The 15412-nt window shown below is 67.4% G+C and carries 13 protein-coding genes and 1 pseudogene; 10 read left to right on the top strand and 4 right to left on the bottom strand.

The window, feature by feature from the left end:
• Nucleotides 1–46: 46 nt before the first annotated feature.
• Nucleotides 47–1021: a cobaltochelatase subunit CobS gene (gene cobS / locus OC184_RS14110; protein WP_265507824.1), complete on the top strand. Its 975-nt coding sequence runs from the start codon at nt 47–49 to the stop codon at nt 1019–1021.
• Nucleotides 1022–1095: 74 nt separating this feature from the next.
• On the top strand, nt 1096–1362 hold the full coding sequence (locus OC184_RS14105) for a hypothetical protein (protein WP_265507823.1): 267 nt from the start codon (nt 1096–1098) through the stop codon (nt 1360–1362).
• 72 nt (nt 1363–1434) lie between these two features.
• On the opposite strand, the gene OC184_RS14100 is transcribed toward OC184_RS14105, so the two are convergent.
• Nucleotides 1435–2019: an NADPH-dependent FMN reductase gene (locus OC184_RS14100; RefSeq protein ID WP_265507822.1), complete on the bottom strand. Its 585-nt coding sequence runs from the start codon at nt 2017–2019 to the stop codon at nt 1435–1437.
• Nucleotides 2020–2170: 151 nt separating this feature from the next.
• Between OC184_RS14100 and cobT the strand changes: the two genes are divergently transcribed.
• Entirely contained in the window at nt 2171–4039 is a 1869-nt protein-coding gene (gene cobT / locus OC184_RS14095) for a cobaltochelatase subunit CobT (protein ID WP_265507821.1), read from the top strand.
• Nucleotides 4040–4101: 62 nt separating this feature from the next.
• Here the strand turns inward: cobT and OC184_RS14090 are convergent, their stop codons facing one another.
• Genes OC184_RS14090 through OC184_RS14080 form a run of 3 tightly spaced genes read right to left on the bottom strand, consistent with a single transcriptional unit; the run spans nt 4102 to nt 7496 of the window.
• The gene (locus tag OC184_RS14090) at nt 4102–5778 is read right to left on the bottom strand and encodes a chloride channel protein (protein ID WP_378925641.1); all 1677 of its coding nucleotides are present in this window, start codon (nt 5776–5778) and stop codon (nt 4102–4104) included.
• Between the two features lie 33 nt (nt 5779–5811).
• The gene (locus OC184_RS14085) at nt 5812–6633 is read right to left on the bottom strand and encodes an NAD-dependent epimerase/dehydratase family protein (RefSeq protein ID WP_265507838.1); all 822 of its coding nucleotides are present in this window, start codon (nt 6631–6633) and stop codon (nt 5812–5814) included.
• Nucleotides 6633–7496, bottom strand: coding sequence for a glycosyltransferase (locus tag OC184_RS14080; protein ID WP_265507820.1), 864 nt, complete (start codon nt 7494–7496; stop codon nt 6633–6635). The genes OC184_RS14085 and OC184_RS14080 overlap by 1 nt, the downstream gene beginning before the upstream one ends.
• Before the next feature lie 188 nt (nt 7497–7684).
• Here OC184_RS14080 and OC184_RS14075 point away from each other — a divergent pair, with 188 nt between their 5' ends.
• The 7 genes and pseudogenes from OC184_RS14075 to OC184_RS20505 all read left to right on the top strand — a co-directional run.
• A complete protein-coding gene (locus tag OC184_RS14075; protein WP_265507819.1) occupies nt 7685–8041 on the top strand; it encodes a hypothetical protein in 357 nt (118 codons plus the stop codon).
• 144 nt (nt 8042–8185) lie between these two features.
• A complete protein-coding gene (locus OC184_RS14070; RefSeq protein WP_265507818.1) occupies nt 8186–8995 on the top strand; it encodes a glycoside hydrolase family 25 protein in 810 nt (269 codons plus the stop codon).
• Nucleotides 8968–9630, top strand: a complete 663-nt coding sequence (locus OC184_RS14065; RefSeq protein ID WP_265507817.1) for a CPBP family intramembrane glutamic endopeptidase — start codon at nt 8968–8970, stop codon at nt 9628–9630. Before OC184_RS14070 ends, OC184_RS14065 begins: the two co-directional genes overlap by 28 nt.
• Before the next feature lie 72 nt (nt 9631–9702).
• On the top strand, nt 9703–11478 hold the full coding sequence (gene aspS / locus OC184_RS14060) for an aspartate--tRNA ligase (RefSeq protein ID WP_265507816.1): 1776 nt from the start codon (nt 9703–9705) through the stop codon (nt 11476–11478).
• A gap of 59 nt (nt 11479–11537) precedes the next feature.
• A complete protein-coding gene (locus tag OC184_RS14055; RefSeq protein ID WP_265507815.1) occupies nt 11538–12911 on the top strand; it encodes a DUF1800 domain-containing protein in 1374 nt (457 codons plus the stop codon).
• A gap of 4 nt (nt 12912–12915) precedes the next feature.
• Nucleotides 12916–14091, top strand: coding sequence for a DUF1501 domain-containing protein (locus OC184_RS14050; protein ID WP_265507814.1), 1176 nt, complete (start codon nt 12916–12918; stop codon nt 14089–14091).
• 563 nt (nt 14092–14654) lie between these two features.
• Nucleotides 14655–15177 (top strand): annotated as a pseudogene (locus OC184_RS20505) (IS5/IS1182 family transposase); the annotation flags it as partial.
• Between the last annotated feature and the right edge of the window lie 235 nt (nt 15178–15412).

Below are 15412 nucleotides of genomic sequence, written 5' to 3'. Positions count from 1 at the left end.
GCGAATGCGCGAACAATGCGCCGATAAGCTGGAAAGGGCCGGACCGATGCTGGACATGAACGCCAAACCCACGGAAGAGATCGACCTGCGCGAGGTGTTCGGTCTGGACAGCGACATGAAGGTGAAGGGCTTCGCCGAACGCACCGAGCGCGTGCCCGTCATCGACAGCACCTACAAGTTCGACCCTGACACCACGATGGCGATCCTGGCGGGCTTTGCCTATAACCGCCGCGTGATGATCCAAGGCTATCACGGCACCGGCAAGTCCACCCATATCGAGCAGGTGGCCGCGCGGCTGAACTGGCCCTGCGTGCGGGTGAACCTGGACAGCCATGTCAGCCGGATCGACCTGATCGGCAAGGACGCGATCAAGCTGGTCGACGGCAAGCAAGTCACGGTCTTCCACGAAGGCATCCTGCCCTGGGCGCTGAGGAACCCGACCGCCATCGTCTTCGACGAATATGACGCCGGCCGCGCCGACGTGATGTTCGTGATCCAGCGCGTGCTGGAGGCCGAGGGCAAACTGACCCTGTTGGACCAGAACGAGGTGATTTCCCCGAACCCGTTCTTCCGCCTGTTCGCCACCGCCAACACGGTGGGCCTTGGGGACACGACGGGCCTCTATCACGGCACGCAGCAGATCAACCAGGGCCAGATGGACCGCTGGTCGCTGGTCGCCACGCTGAACTATCTGTCCCACGACGCCGAGGCGGCCATCGTCCTGGCCAAGGTGCCGCACTACAACACCGAAAAGGGCCGAAAGACCATCGGGCAGATGGTGACGCTGGCCGACCTGACGCGCACCGCCTTCATGCAGGGCGACCTGTCGACGGTCATGTCGCCGCGCACGGTGATTTCCTGGGCGCAGAACGCCCGGATCTTCGACAACGTGGGCTATGCCTTCCGCCTGACATTCCTGAACAAGTGCGACGAGCTGGAGCGCCAGGTCGTAGCCGAGTTCTATCAGCGCCTGTTCGACGAGGAACTGCCGGAAAGCGCCGCGGCGGCCGCAAAAGCTTAGAATGCAACCAATGGCGTAGTCGTCACGACTGCACGAGGCTAGTGTGACCTGTGTTACCTCACAGGAGTATTTTCATGAGCGATTCTCAACTCACGCCTCCGGCCGCACCGGCCGCCGCTCCGACCCCCGTCGCGGGAATTTTCGCTGTTTTGTTCGGCGTGATCAGCCTTGTATTCCTCGCGCCGATCTTTGCGCCGCTCGGCCTGTTGTTCAGCTTCTTTGCCTTCCGTCGCCAGCAGACGGTCTGGGCGGTGATTGGACTCGTGTCGTCGATCATTGGCCTGCTGACCTCGCCGATGATGTGGCTTATTCTCGGCGGCTCGGCCCTCGCCACGCTATAACCGACGCCTCTGGCCTTCGATCATTGGCCAGAGGCGAATTACCGGAAGACGTCTCGGATTGCGCCGCTAGGATCACCCCTTCGGCGCGTCCTTCAGAAGGTTGGCCCAGAAGGTCAGCTCTTCCAGCGTCGCCTTCAGCGAGCCTTTCAGGTGACCCTCGATCTCGGACATGGGGGCGTCCTCGCCCAGGGGCGAGACCTTGAAAAAGTCGGCCGCGCCGATGTGGATGGCGTTGCGCAGCGGCACCATCTGAAGCTCGACCGCGATCAGGCGCAGCTGTTCCAGTGCGCGGGCGCCGCCCATGCTGCCATAGGCCAGCGCCGCCATCGGCTTGCGGTTCCATTCCTTGTAGGCCTGGTCCAGCGCGTTCTTCAGCGCGCCGGTGATCGAGTGGTTGTATTCGGCGACCACGAACAGGAACCCGTCAAAGCCTGCCAGCTTCTGTTGCCACGCGACCGCGCGCGGGTCCTGCGATTCGACCCACAGGTTCGACGCGGCCTCGTCGAAGAAGGGCAGGTCCTGTTCGCGCAGGTCCAGAAGCTCGAAGTCGAGGTCCGGGTGGCCTTCGGCCTGCGACATCAGCCACTGGGTGGGCTTGTCGGCGAAGCGTACCTGGCGGGTCGAACTGATGATCACGGCGATGCGGGGATTGGGCATGTGAACCTCGGACAAAGGAATGCGGTGCGACCGGATTAACACGCGCCCCTTTGCTGCGGTTCAGTTTCCGCCTGCGCATCCGCGCACAGCCGCCCTGCGCCAGCGGCGGCCCCCTCTTGTCTGGCGCGCCGGGTGGTGTTCTATGTGGAGCATGAAAAAGTCCGACAACCCCGCCGATCCGTTCAAGAAGGCCCTTGGCGAGGCCACGCGCGCCCTGGCCGACGAACGAGAGCTGAACGTGACCTTCAGCGCCGATCCCGCCGGGGTTGCTGGCGACACGATGCGCCTGCCGCAGATCAGCCGCCGCATGGGCCGTGACGAGGTTCTGCTGGCACGCGGCACCGCCGACGCGCTGGCGATGCGGATGCGGCATCACGACGCGGGCCTGCACGCGCGCTATGCGCCCGCGGGTCCGATGGCCAGGGAGCTTTACGAGGCGATGGAGACGGCGCGCTGCGAGGCGTTGGGGGCGCGCGACATGCCGGGCGCGCTGTCCAATATCGACGTCAAGATCGGCGCCGAGGCCGACAAGAAGGGCTATGCGCAGATCAAGGCGGCCTCTGACGCGCCCCTCTCGGTTGCGGCGGGATACATCCTGCGGCAGGCGGCGACGGGGCGGGCCCTGCCGCCGGGCGCCCAGCACGTGGCCGACCTGTGGCGGCCCTTCGTCGAAAGCCAGGCCGCGGGGGCGCTGGCGGATGTGAATGCCGCGCTGGCCGATCAGGCCGAATTCGCGCGCCTGTCACGGCGGATCATCACCGAACTGGGCTATGGCGACCAGCTGGGCGAGGACCCCGACGAGCCCGAGGAGGACGACGCCGACGAAAACGCCGAGCAGGAGGAGGAGGCCGGCGACAACCAGTCCCGCGACCAGGACGAGAGCGAGGATAGCGAGGCCAGTCCCGAGCGCAGCCAAGAGCAGACCCAGGACGAGCGCCAGGCCCAGGTCACCATGGACGACGCCTCGGAGGACGAGATGGGTGACGAGGCCGAGATGCCCGACACCGAGACGCCCCCGGACCAGCCGCCGCCCGTCAGCGAGGCCAGCCCCGACTACAAGGTCTTCGCCCAGACCTGGGACGAGGAGATCCGCGCCGAGGATCTGGCCGACCCCGCCGAGCTGGAGCGCCTGCGTACCTATCTCGACAAGCAGCTGGAGCCCCTGCGCGGCGCCGTCAGCCGTCTGGCCAACAAGCTGCAGCGCCGCCTGCAGGCGCAGCAGAACCGCAGCTGGGAGTTCGACAAGGAGGAGGGCGTTCTGGACGCCGGCCGTCTGGCGCGCGTCGTGGCCAACCCGACGACGCCCCTGTCCTTCAAGGTCGAGAAGGACACCGAATTCCGCGACACGGTGGTGACGCTGCTGATCGACAACTCGGGCTCGATGCGCGGGCGGCCGATCAGCATCGCAGCCATCTGCGCCGACGTGCTGGCGCGCACGCTGGAGCGGTGCAACGTCAAGGTCGAGATCCTGGGCTTCACCACCCGCGCCTGGAAGGGCGGGCAGTCGCGCGAGGCCTGGCTGGCCGCCGGGCGCCCCGCGCAGCCAGGCCGCCTGAACGATCTGCGCCACATCATCTACAAGCCCGCCGACGCGCCCTGGCGGCGCGTGCGCCCGAACCTGGGGCTGATGATGAAGGAAGGGCTGCTGAAGGAAAACATCGACGGCGAGGCGCTTGAATGGGCGCACAAGCGCTTGGCTCGGCGGGCCGAGGCGCGCAAGATCCTGATGGTGATCTCGGACGGCGCGCCGGTCGATGATTCGACGCTGTCGGTGAACCCGGCGAATTTCCTGGAACGGCATCTTCGCGACGTGATCGCCATGGTCGAAAAGCGCCGCGCCGTGGAACTGCTGGCAATCGGCATCGGTCATGACGTCACGCGGTATTATGAACGCGCGGTCACGATCACCGATGCCGAGCAGCTGGCGGGCGCGATCACGGAACAGCTGGCGGCGCTGTTCGACAGCGATCCGCGCAAGCGCGCGCGGGTTCTGGGGATGGCGGCGATGCGCCGCGCCTGAGCGGCAGCGCCGGGGGCCAGCCCCCGGACCCCCGGGATATTTGCGGACCAATGCAGGGCCGATCAGCCGTGCTCCTCGGCCGCTGTCTCGACAAGTGCACGGTTGAGCGTGCGCAGGGCGTCGATGTGGTAGAGGGTACCGATGATCGGACACTGACCCTGGGCGTCCGGAGGCCCCACCACCGGCAGGAAGGCGGCGCTGCCATCCTCGAAGGCGCGGAGCGCCTCGGCCAGGGTCGAGGTGTGCGCAAGTGTCGTTCCGGCCTCGGCAAGGTTCCGGACGAGGTCGGGAGCGGGTGCGCCGGGCGCATCGAGGGGGCGTATCACCGGCGTGATCCTCAGCTGGCGGGGCAGCCAGACCTGCGGCCCCTCGGCCATGTGGATGCCCCGGCGTTCAAGCTGCGTCAGAAAGAAGGACCGCTTGACCAGCCGCGATGCCAGCGCCGAACTGAGCGAGACCGACGTCATCACCGCAATGCCGGTCTGCCAGTCGCCCGTCATCTCGAACACGATCAGCGCGGTCGAAATGGGGGCGCCGAGGACGGCCGCGCCGACCGCGCCCATGCCGGCAAAGGCATAGACGTTCACGCTGCCTGAATATTGCGGCACCAAGGCCGTCGCGACGATCCCGAAGGCCAGCCCGGTCAGCGACCCCATGACCAGCGCGGGAGAGAAGACGCCGCCGCCCATCCGCCCGCCGAGGGTGATCGCCACCGCCAGCGCCTTGACAACCGCCAGCAGGATCGCCTGCGCGAAACCGATCTGGCCCGACAGGGCGGCGGCAGTGGTCTGGTAGCCCACGCCGATGATGTGCGGGAAGGGGATCGCGATGATGCCGAGCGCCAGCCCCGCCATCGCGGGCCGCAGGTAGCGGGGCCAACCAAGGCGCGCCACGACGCTATTGCCAATATTGTCCGCGCGGAAGATCGCGCCCATCAGCGCCGCCGCAACGAGGGCCGAGACGAGGCCGAGCGCCATGAAGGCCGGCAGCTCGACATAGAAGGCCAGGTCCAGGGTCGATGGCAGCGTGAATTCGGTCAGGCCGCCGAACTGCAGGCGGTTGATCACGGTGCCAGCGACGGCGGCGATGGCGATGGGCCCGAAGGCGTGGACGGCGAAGTGGCGCAGCACGACCTCGTGCGCGAAAAGTGCGCCGGCGATGGGTGCGTTGAAGCTGGCGGCGACGGCGCCGGCCACGGCGCAGCCCAGCAACTCGCGCCCGGCGACGGGGCCGAGGTCGAGGCGGCGGGCCACGAAGGTGGAGACGACGCCCGCCAGATGCACGACCGGCCCCTCTCGGCCGGAACTGCCGCCGGTGCCAAGCGTGATCAGCGATGCCGCGGCGGAAGCAAGCCCCTCGCGCGTCTCGACCCGGCCGCCGTCCAGCGCCGCGCCCTCGATCACGTCGGACACGGCGCGGACGCGGCCGTCAGGCGTGAGGCGGTCGAGGATCAAGCCAACGGCCAGCCCGCCCGCGACCGGGACCGTCATCACCCATAACCACGGCAGATCGCCTGCGGCACTTGCCAGCGTCACGTCATCGGCGCCATAGATCGCGCGCTGCAGCGCCGCAATGCCAAGCCGGAAGCCCAGGGCGGCGAAACCTGCCGCGATGCCGATGACCAGCGCCAGCAGCCAGAACTGCACCTGGTCGGGGCCGCGCTGGCGCATCAGGCGCAGCCCGTGGCGCATGCGGCCGAGGGTGCCCTTGCCGGGCGCGCGGGGGGTGGGATCGGACATGTGACGAACGGGGGCTGCTTGCCCGGAAGCCCATCACAGATCGGCGGCCGCGTCCAGCATTGCGGGCACCGTCGACCGCAGAAGCGCCATCCCGCCGGGGCGCCAGCCGGCCAGCATCAGGCCGCTGCAATCCGGCACCCGCAGGCCCGAGGGGTCGGCGCGGGGCGGCGGCGGATGCGGGCTGTCGACCAGGGCCAGCAGGTCGTGCCGGTCAAGGATGAGGTCGCTGCAGTTCAGCGACGGCGGCGGCGCGGGATGGTCCAGCAGAAGGACCAGCGCGCGGGCCAGGTCGTCCGCGTGAACCTCGGTCGCGACGCGGGGTTCGACGGGACGCCCGGCGATGTGATCCGCAAAGAGGCCCCGCCACTTGTTCGCGGGCCCCGGTCCATAGACGCCTGTCGCGCGCAGGGCGCAGGTGGCGAGGCCGTGCGGCCTCAGTGCGGCCAAGTGGGCCTCGGCCTGGGCCTTGACCTCTCCGTAGAGGCTGGTGGGCGCGGGTGGCAGGCCGTCGGCCAGACGGGTGCCGGCGGGATAGCCGTCATGGACCGCGCGCGACGACAGGAAGAGGATGCGCCCCACCCCCTGATCCGCCGCCTGGTCGAAAAGGCTGCGGGTGCCGTCGAGGTTGGCGCGCACGAAGCCCGGCGGGTCGTCGCCCTCGCCACCGCGATAGCGGCCAGGGGCATGGGCGAAGGCGCAATGGATCAGCGCGTCGTGGCGCTTTAGCGGCGCTGGCTGGCCCAGCTGCCAGCCATGCGCCCGGTCCAGCGGCGTGACGCGGTGCCCCGCCCGCAGCAGCGCCGCCCGGACGAAGCCGCCGACGATGCCGCTGGCGCCGGTCAGCGCCACCCGCATCAGCTGGCAGGTCCGGGCAGCGACGACAGGTCCGGCACGGGGCGGCCCGCGGCGATGGTGCGCCACAGCTCGATCAGCGGGCGCAGGCGGTCGGTCTTGTCATGGTCCTGCCATGGCTTTTCGTACTGGAAGTGCAGAATGCGGATGTCGTTCCAGCTCCACAGCTCCGGCATCTTGTACCAGACGTATTGCAGCAGGTTGTGGTTGACCGACAGGCCGTGCCAGTCCGGGAAGAAGTCCTGCAGGAAGGACTGGTCGGTGCGCCGCCAGAAGATGCCGGGCCGGTCCAGATGCGCCAGCATCGCGTCGAAAGTCGCCAGATCCGGCCGGGCCGTGAAGACGCCCGAGTTCATGCGATGGAACCCGTCCAGCCCGTCATAGACATTCGGCGCGGCGCAGAACTCGGGCATGTCGAACAGCTTGTCCACCGGCCGAAGGACGATGGCGTCGGCGTCGATGAAGACGCAGCGGTCATAGTCCAGCTGCCACAGCCGCAACTTGACGAAATTGTCCAGGGGCGTGTGGAAGTCGGGTTTTCCCCCACGGGTGAAGGCCGCCCGCGCATGCAGGGCGTCGCGCGCATGGGCCCGGTCGAATTCTTGCGAGGTCGGCAGAAGGTCCGCCCCGATCAGCCGCGCGTCAAGCTGTCGCAGCCGGTCCAGGTGGTCGGGTGCCAAACCGCGATGCATCACCACCAGATCCGCCGGGGTGCCGGTCAGCCGCAGCGACCTCAGCAGGGCCTCGGCGCCGGGAAGATAGTCGGGATTGCTGACCAGCGTGACAAAGGCGCGGTCGGCGCGCCGGGGCCTCTCGGCCTGCAAACCTTGGGGCTGGCGGGCTTGCGGGGTGGAGGGGGCGTCCATGCGTTGATCCTGATCAGTGACGTTCGGCGGTCGGTGCGGGCACGACCCGCAGCCGTTGCATGACAGACCGGGACGCCTGTTGCCAAGCCTTTTACGGTCAGGGGGTTGCATCACGTGCAGGGCATCGCCGGCCGGAACTAACGCGACCTGGCCCACGTTTTTGCCCTGAACCACCTCCGAGGTACACCATGTCCCACAATCACGAACCCGAACGCGCCGCCCCCCGCCACAAACCCGCGATCATCGCCATCATCGTGGCGCTGGCCGTCGCGCTGGTGGCGTTCCTGATCTTCACGCCTGGCGCAGACGAGGTCGACGACGGCATCGTCATGACCGAACCGCCGGGCGATCTACCGGTCACCGACGCGGAGGGAACGACCTTGGGTGAGGGCGATCCCGTGACATCCGATGCCGAAACCCCTGCCGCCGCCAATCCGGGACCTGTGGGCGCAGAAGATTTGCCCGCCGGTGCAACGCCGTTCGAGCCCGGCTCGCCCGAAGGCCCGGTCGATGAGGTACTGCCGGAAGCCGCGCCTGCCAATTGATCCCGCCGTGGGCCGCCCCGGCCCGCTGACGTAACCGTGACCAGTCAGATCCGATGACATTCCTTCACGCCTTTGAGATAAGGTCGCCCAAGGACGCGGAACGCGCATCCGGTGACAACACGGGACTGGAAGGACGGGGCAGGGATGAAGGTTTTGGTCAGGTTGCTGCTGGCGCTGGCAGTGATGGGTCTTGCGGTGTCTTGCGCGCGGACACCGCCGCGCGGGCCCGGCGGCTATGGCGGATATCAGGCGGCCCCAGGTCCTGGGGCCAATCCCCAACTGGGCGACCGCAAGCCGCATACCTGGACGAACGGCGCCCCCTACGGCCACGCTGTCCACGGCATCGACATCTCGCGCTGGCAGGGCGACATCGACTGGAACCGCGTGCGGAGCGCCGGGATCAGTTTCGCCTTCATCAAGGCGACCGAGGGCGGCGACCACTCGGACCCGAACTTCCGCCGCTACTGGTACGAGGCCGCGCAGGCCCGCATCCCGCGGGGCGCCTATCACTTCTATTACTTCTGCCGGTCGGGGGCTGAGAATGCCTATTGGTACATCCGCAACGTCCCGCGTGAGGCAGGATCCCTGCCGCCGGTGCTGGACATGGAGTGGTCCAATTCGCGCAACTGTCCCCGCCGGCCCCCGGCCGCCGAGGTCCTGCGAGAGGCCGAGGTCTTCCTGCAACTGGTCGGCCGGCACTATGGCCAGCGCCCGATCATCTACACGACCGTCGATTTCTACCGCGAGAACCAGATGGGTCGCCTGAACGCCGAATTCTGGCTGCGCTCTGTCGCGGATCATCCCAGCCGGACCTATCCGGGTCAGCGTTGGGCCTTCTGGCAATATACCGGCACCGGGATCGTCCCCGGCATCCAGGGCGACACCGACCTGAACGCCTTCGCCGGTTCCGCAGCGGATTGGGCAGGATGGTTGCAGAGACGTCTGGTACGGTAACCTCTCACCGGTGGCTGCGGGTCGAGTTCGGGACGCTCTATATCGGGGCGCCCCTGGCCATCGCCCTGTTCCTGCCGCCTGGAGAGCTGTTTACCGCCCTGGCCCTCTTCAGCGTCGCGGGGCTGGCCCTGCTGTGGTTCACGGGCGGCTTCCGCTGGCGCAACCTCGTACGCGGCTGGAGCCGGATCCCCTGGGTCGAGGTCTTGGGCATCGCGCTGGCGACGCTTGTGTCGGGCGTCGTGATCCTTGCCTTTGCTGCCCCCGAGGATCTGTTTTCCCTGCTGCGCAACCGCCCCGAGTTCCTGCCCGTCATCTGGGGATTCTACCCGCTTCTGTCAGCCCTGCCGCAGGAACTGATCTTCCGGCCGCTGTTCTTCCATCGCTACGGCGCGATCCTGCCGCAGGGGCAGGCGGCCATCGTCCTCAACGCCGCGATCTTCGCCTTCGCCCACCTGATGTACTGGTCCTGGATCGTCGCGATCATGACCTTCGTCGGCGGGCTGATCTTCGCGCGCGCCTATCTGCGCCACGGTCTGCCGTCGGCCTGGCTGCTGCATGCCGTTGCTGGCAACGTCCTCTTCACCGTGGGCATGGGCGTCTATTTCTATACCGGCAACGTGGTGCGTCCCTTCTGAGCGCCCCCTTGAGAGGTTGACTTCCCGCCCGTCCCGCGCTTTGTGCGGGGGCTGAACAAATGGGGACTGATCATGCACGCCTATCGCAGCCATACCTGCGGCGATCTGAAAGCCGCCAATGCCGGTGAAACCGTCCGCCTGTCGGGCTGGGTGCACCGCGTTCGCGACCACGGGGGCGTGCTGTTCGTCGACCTGCGCGACCATTACGGCATGACGCAGGTGCTGGCCGACAGCGACAGCCCGGCCTTCGCCACGATGGACAAGCTGCGGGCCGAAACCGTGATCCGCATCGACGGCCGCGTCAAGCTGCGCGACGCCTCGCTGGTCAACCCCAAGCTGCCCACGGGCGAGATCGAGGTCTATGCGACCGAGATCGAGGTGTTGGGCCCCGCGGACGAACTGCCCCTGCCGGTCTTCGGAGATCAGGATTACCCCGAGGAAACGCGCCTGGCCTATCGCTTCCTGGACCTGCGCCGCGACAGCCTGCACAACAACATCATGCTGCGGAGCCAGGTGATCCGCTCGATCCGCAACCGCATGTGGGACCGGGGCTTTACCGAGTTCCAGACGCCGATCATCACGGCCTCGTCTCCCGAAGGGGCGCGCGACTTTCTGGTACCCTCGCGCCTTCATCCGGGCAAGTTCTATGCCCTGCCGCAGGCGCCCCAGCAGTTCAAGCAGCTGATCATGGTCGCGGGCTTCGACAAGTATTTCCAGATCGCCCCCTGCTTCCGCGACGAGGACCCGCGCGCCGACCGCAGTCCCACCGACTTCTACCAGCTGGACCTCGAGATGTCCTTCGTCCGGCAGGAAGACGTCTTCGCCGCGATCCAGCCGGTGATCCAGGGCCTCTTCGAGGAATTCGGCGGTGGCCGCCGGGTCGATACCGACTGGCCGCTGATCCCCTATGCCGAAAGCCTCTTGAAATACGGCACCGACAAGCCCGACCTGCGCAACCCGATCGAGATGCAGGTTGTCAGCGAGCATTTCCGCGGTTCGGGCTTCGGCATCTTCGCCAAGCTTCTGGAGCAGGACGGAACCGAAGTCCGCGCCATCCCCGCGCCGACCGGCGGCAGCCGCAAGTTCGCCGACCGCGTGAACGCCTTCGCCCAACAGCAGGGTCTGCCCGGCATGGGCTATATCTTCTGGCGGAAGGCCGAGGACGGAACGACCGAGGCCGCAGGACCCATTGCCAAGGCCCTGGGCCCCGAAAAGACCGAGGCGATCCGCCAACAGCTGGGCTTGGCCGAGGGCGACGCGGCCTTCTTCCTGGGCGGCCGTCCTGACCAGTTCGAGGCCGTCGCGGGTCGCGCGCGGACCGAGATCGGCCGAGAGCTGGGCCTGATCGACGAGAACCAGTTCAGGTTCGCCTGGATCGTCGACTTCCCGATGTACGAGAAGACTGACGAGGGCAAGATCGACTTCAGCCACAACCCGTTCTCGATGCCGCAGGGCGGGATGGAGGCGCTGGAGGGTGACCCGCTGAAGGTGCTGGGATACCAGTACGACCTGGCCTGCAACGGCTATGAACTGATCAGCGGCGCGATCCGCAACCACAAGCCCGAGATCATGTTCAAGGCCTTCGAGATCGCCGGCTATCCGGCCTCCGAGGTCGAGAAGCGGTTCGGCGGCATGGTCAAGGCCTTCCGCTATGGCGCCCCCCCGCATGGTGGCTGCGCAGCCGGCATCGACCGCATCGTGATGCTGCTGGCGGACGAGCAGAACATCCGCGAGGTCATCATGTTCCCGATGAACCAGCGCGCCGAGGACCTGATGATGGGCGCCCCCTCCGAGCCCACGAACGAGCAGATGCGCGAACTGCGCCTGCGCGCGTTGCCGAAAGAGTGACCTGACAAGGCCCGCGGCCCCGTGCATGATGCTGCCACGCAGACATGCCACGGGGACGCATGCCGATACCCTATGACCAATTGGCCGCGATCAGGCTTGGATTCGGTCTGGCGCCGGGGCAGGTGCCGCCGGGCGACCCGGTCGCCGTCGCAGCGTCGGTCGCGCGGGCCGCGCCCGACCCCAACGGCATCACGCTGGCGCGCCTGCGCGAATGGCAGACGACCGGCACCCGCCTGACCCAGGCCGCGCGCAAGGGCGGCGAGGGCGCTGTCAGGGCCAACCGCGACCACCGCAGGCTTCTTCGCACAATCAGCCAAAGCGAGGTCCTGACCCGCTTCGCGCGGGGGGTCGACGACCCCTCGGGCTTTGGCGAACGGCTGGTCTGGTTCTGGGCGGACCATTTCACGGTCACGGGCGGGACGCTCTATCTTGACCTGATGATGGCGTCGCTTGTGCAGGACGCGATCCGGCCGCACCTGGCGGGCCGCTTTGCCGACATGATGTTCGCGGCCGAGGCCCATCCCGCGATGCTGCGCTATCTGGACCAGGGGCGATCGGTGGGTCCGAACTCGGTGGCGGCGCGGCGCAATCCAGCGCGGGCAGGGGGCCTGAACGAGAACCTGGCCCGTGAGATGATCGAGCTGCACAGCCTGGGCGTCGGGGCCGATTATACGCAGCGCGATGTCGAGGAACTGGCCGCGCTTTTGACCGGCCTCAGCTATCGCCCGAACCGGCCGGGCGTCTTTCAGCCCAAGCTGGCCGAACCGGGCCCCGAGGATGTGCTGGGGCACAGCTATGGCAGCCACAAGGCGACCGGCAACCTTGCCGACATCCGCGCCGTCATCGAGGATCTGGCGACGCACGAGGCGACGGGCCGGCACATCGCGCGGAAGATGGCGGTGCATTTCGTGGCCGACGATCCTCCGCAGGGACTGGTCGACCGCCTGGCCGGCGTCTTTACCGACACGCGGGGCGATCTGGCGGCGATGAACCTTGCGCTGGCCAGCGCACCCGAGCTGGAACGGCACTTCCGCCAGAAGCTGCGCCAGCCGTTCGAGTTCCTGGTCGCCGGTCTTCGCGCCCTGGGCCTGAGCGGCCAGCAGGTCGCCGCGCTGAAGCCGCGCGATCTGAACGGGCGACTGCTGCACCCGATGGCCGTGATGGGCCAGCCCTGGGGTGCGCCAGACGGCCCCGACGGCTGGCCCGAGGCCGCCGAGGTGTGGGGCAGCCCACAGGGGATCGCCATGCGCATCAACTGGGCGCTGACCCACGCCGCGGGTCTTGCGGGCGACCTGCCGGACCCGCGCGAGCTGATGGACAATGCCCTCGGCACCACGGCGTCCGAGGCGGTGGCCTGGGCCGTGCCACGCGCGGAAAGCCGGGCCGAGGGCGTCGCGCTGGTCCTGGCCTCGGCGGACTTCAACCGGAGATGACGCCATGCTGAGCCGCCGCCTGTTCCTTCAAGCCTCGGCCATGGCCGGCTGCTCGGCCGCAGCGCATCCGCTGCTGTCAAGCGCCGCTTTCGCCAGCGCGCCGGGCGACAACCGGCTGGTCGTGATCATCCTTCGCGGCGCGATGGACGGGATCGACGCGTTCCAACCCTATGGCGACCCCGACCTGCGGGCGCTGCGCAGCACGCTGTCGCTGGGGCCGGATCACGGGGCGACCGACCTGGACGGGTTCTTCGGGCTTCATCCCGGCCTCGCTGCGCTGCTGCCGCTGTGGCAGGCCGGCCAGATGACGTTCGCACCGGCCGTCTCGACCCCCTATCGCGACAAGCGCAGCCATTTCGACGGGCAGAACATGCTCGAGGCCGGGACCGGCACCGACCTAGACCCGGCCGACCAGCAGGATGGCTGGCTGAACCGCCTGCTGCAGCTGATGCCCGGGCAGGCGTCCGAGACCGCCTATTCCGTCGGCGCCGAGCGGATGCGCATCCTTCGCGGTCCGGCGCCCGCGAAGAGCTGGAGCCCGGACGCGGTCCTGAACCTCAGCCCGCAGGCCGAATGGCTTCTGTCGCGGATCTATTACGACGACCCGCTGTTCCGCGACGCCAGCGCGCAGGCGCTGGAGATCGTCGCCAGCCTGTCGCCGCCGCAGCCGGGCAAGAACCCCGAGCCCGAGCATCTGGAGCTTGCCCGCTTCGCCGCCGACCGCCTGAACAAAGAAACGCGGATCGCAACCTTTTCCCTGCCGGGTTGGGACACCCATGCGGGGCAGGCGGGCGTGCTGCACCGCCCGCTGGCGCGCCTGGCCGAGACGATCCTGACCCTGCGGTCCGAGCTTGGCCGCAACTGGGACCACACAACATTAATGGCGATGACCGAATTCGGCCGCACCGCCCGGGAAAACGGCTCGGCCGGGACGGACCACGGCACGGGTGGTGCGATGCTGGTCGTCGGCGGCGCCGTGCGCGGCGGGCGGGTGCTGGGCGGTTGGCCGGGCCTCAGCGACGGCGACCTCTATGCCGGGCGCGACCTGATGCCCACCCGAGACATCAGGGCCTATGCGGCCTGGGCGATGCACGGCAAGTTCGGGATCCCCCGCGACCGGCTGGAACGCGCGGTCTTCCCCGGTCTCGACATGGGCCCCGACCCGCGCCTTCTGGCCTAGTTCTGCGGCTCCGGCGTCTGGTGGCCGGGATGTGCGACGATCCTCCCGCCGGGGATCGGGCAGTGCGGTTTCAAATGAGGCGGTGCGGCCACGACAGGTCCTGAGCCTGACCGTCGATACCGCACTCCAAGACCTCGCGCACATGTCGTTGAGCCTCAACGCCGGGCAGCCCACAGTTGCTTCGATTTTCAGCCGATGTTGCTGGTATAGAGGCCGGGTCGCGCGCGGGCGGCATGCCACCTCCTTGCTGCCTCGCACATGACCCAAGGTCCCTCAGAATCGGCCGGCACAAGCGCCTGCCTGATGCTGCCGCGTTTGCTGGTCATGTTCCGTGAGGCGGACCGATGCCGCGTGTACTTGCCGCCGGCGCTTCTGCGCGCTCCGGTTTCCCCTGAAGACGCCTCCTATCGTCCCGGGACAGTCCTTCATCGTTGCGTGGAACGTCTTTCTTCATTCCGTCACCTCTGCATGTCTAGGGTCAATCCCCGTAAATCTTATCTGCATGTCAGCGTACTTTTCTGGTTTATGCTGGTCATGAACCAGAACAATAAGGATACTTCTGGCTGAGCGCGGAGCAGACGCGACCTGTGCAGCCCTACCTTTCCAAGGTGCGAGGGCGCGCTCGATCCGCCGATTGCGCGGTGTTAAGCGGCATCAACCGGTTCGCCCGCTGGTCCCGGATGGGCATCTTCGCGATGATGTTTCAGGAACTGGCGCAGCCAGGGGCCAAGGTGATACGCTGATGATCGATAGCACATTCCTAAAGCGCATCGCACCGGAGCAAGCCTGCGAAAAAAGGTATCGTCCGCGGGCGATCGGACGCACGAAAGGCGGGCTGAACTCCAAATTGCACATGCTCAGCGACGGCAAGGGCCGGCCGCTGGACTTCTTTCTCTCGCCGGGCCAAATGTCTGACAGCCGTGGCCCCTCGTGCTTTTATACAATCTACCGTCAGCCAAGTGCCTTGGGGCGACAAGGTGTAGGATGCCGATTGGTCGCGCAATGGCCTTAGGGGCCGTGGTATTCGTCCCTGCATCCAATCCCGGAAAGAGAGCCAAGAAGCCGACGAGACATAACAAGCGCCTCTAACGGATTCAATACCACATCGCGAAGCTTTCGGGCGCCTGAAGGACTGCCACTCGACGGAAAACAGTTCACCGGACTGCCTTCTGATCCTCCTCATCCATCGCTACGCGTTAGTCTAGGCTCATTGAGTTCCACAGCCAGAATAAGACTGTCGCGGACAATGCGATAGCCGATAGGTATGTCTTTTAGGCACCTGTCATACCGAGTTGCAATACACCGCCAGTCCTTGGGGCGT

The sequence above is a fragment of the Paracoccus rhizosphaerae genome (assembly GCF_026162645.1).
GTDB lineage: Bacteria > Pseudomonadota > Alphaproteobacteria > Rhodobacterales > Rhodobacteraceae > Paracoccus > Paracoccus rhizosphaerae.
This window is presented reverse-complemented; position numbering and strand designations above follow the sequence as displayed.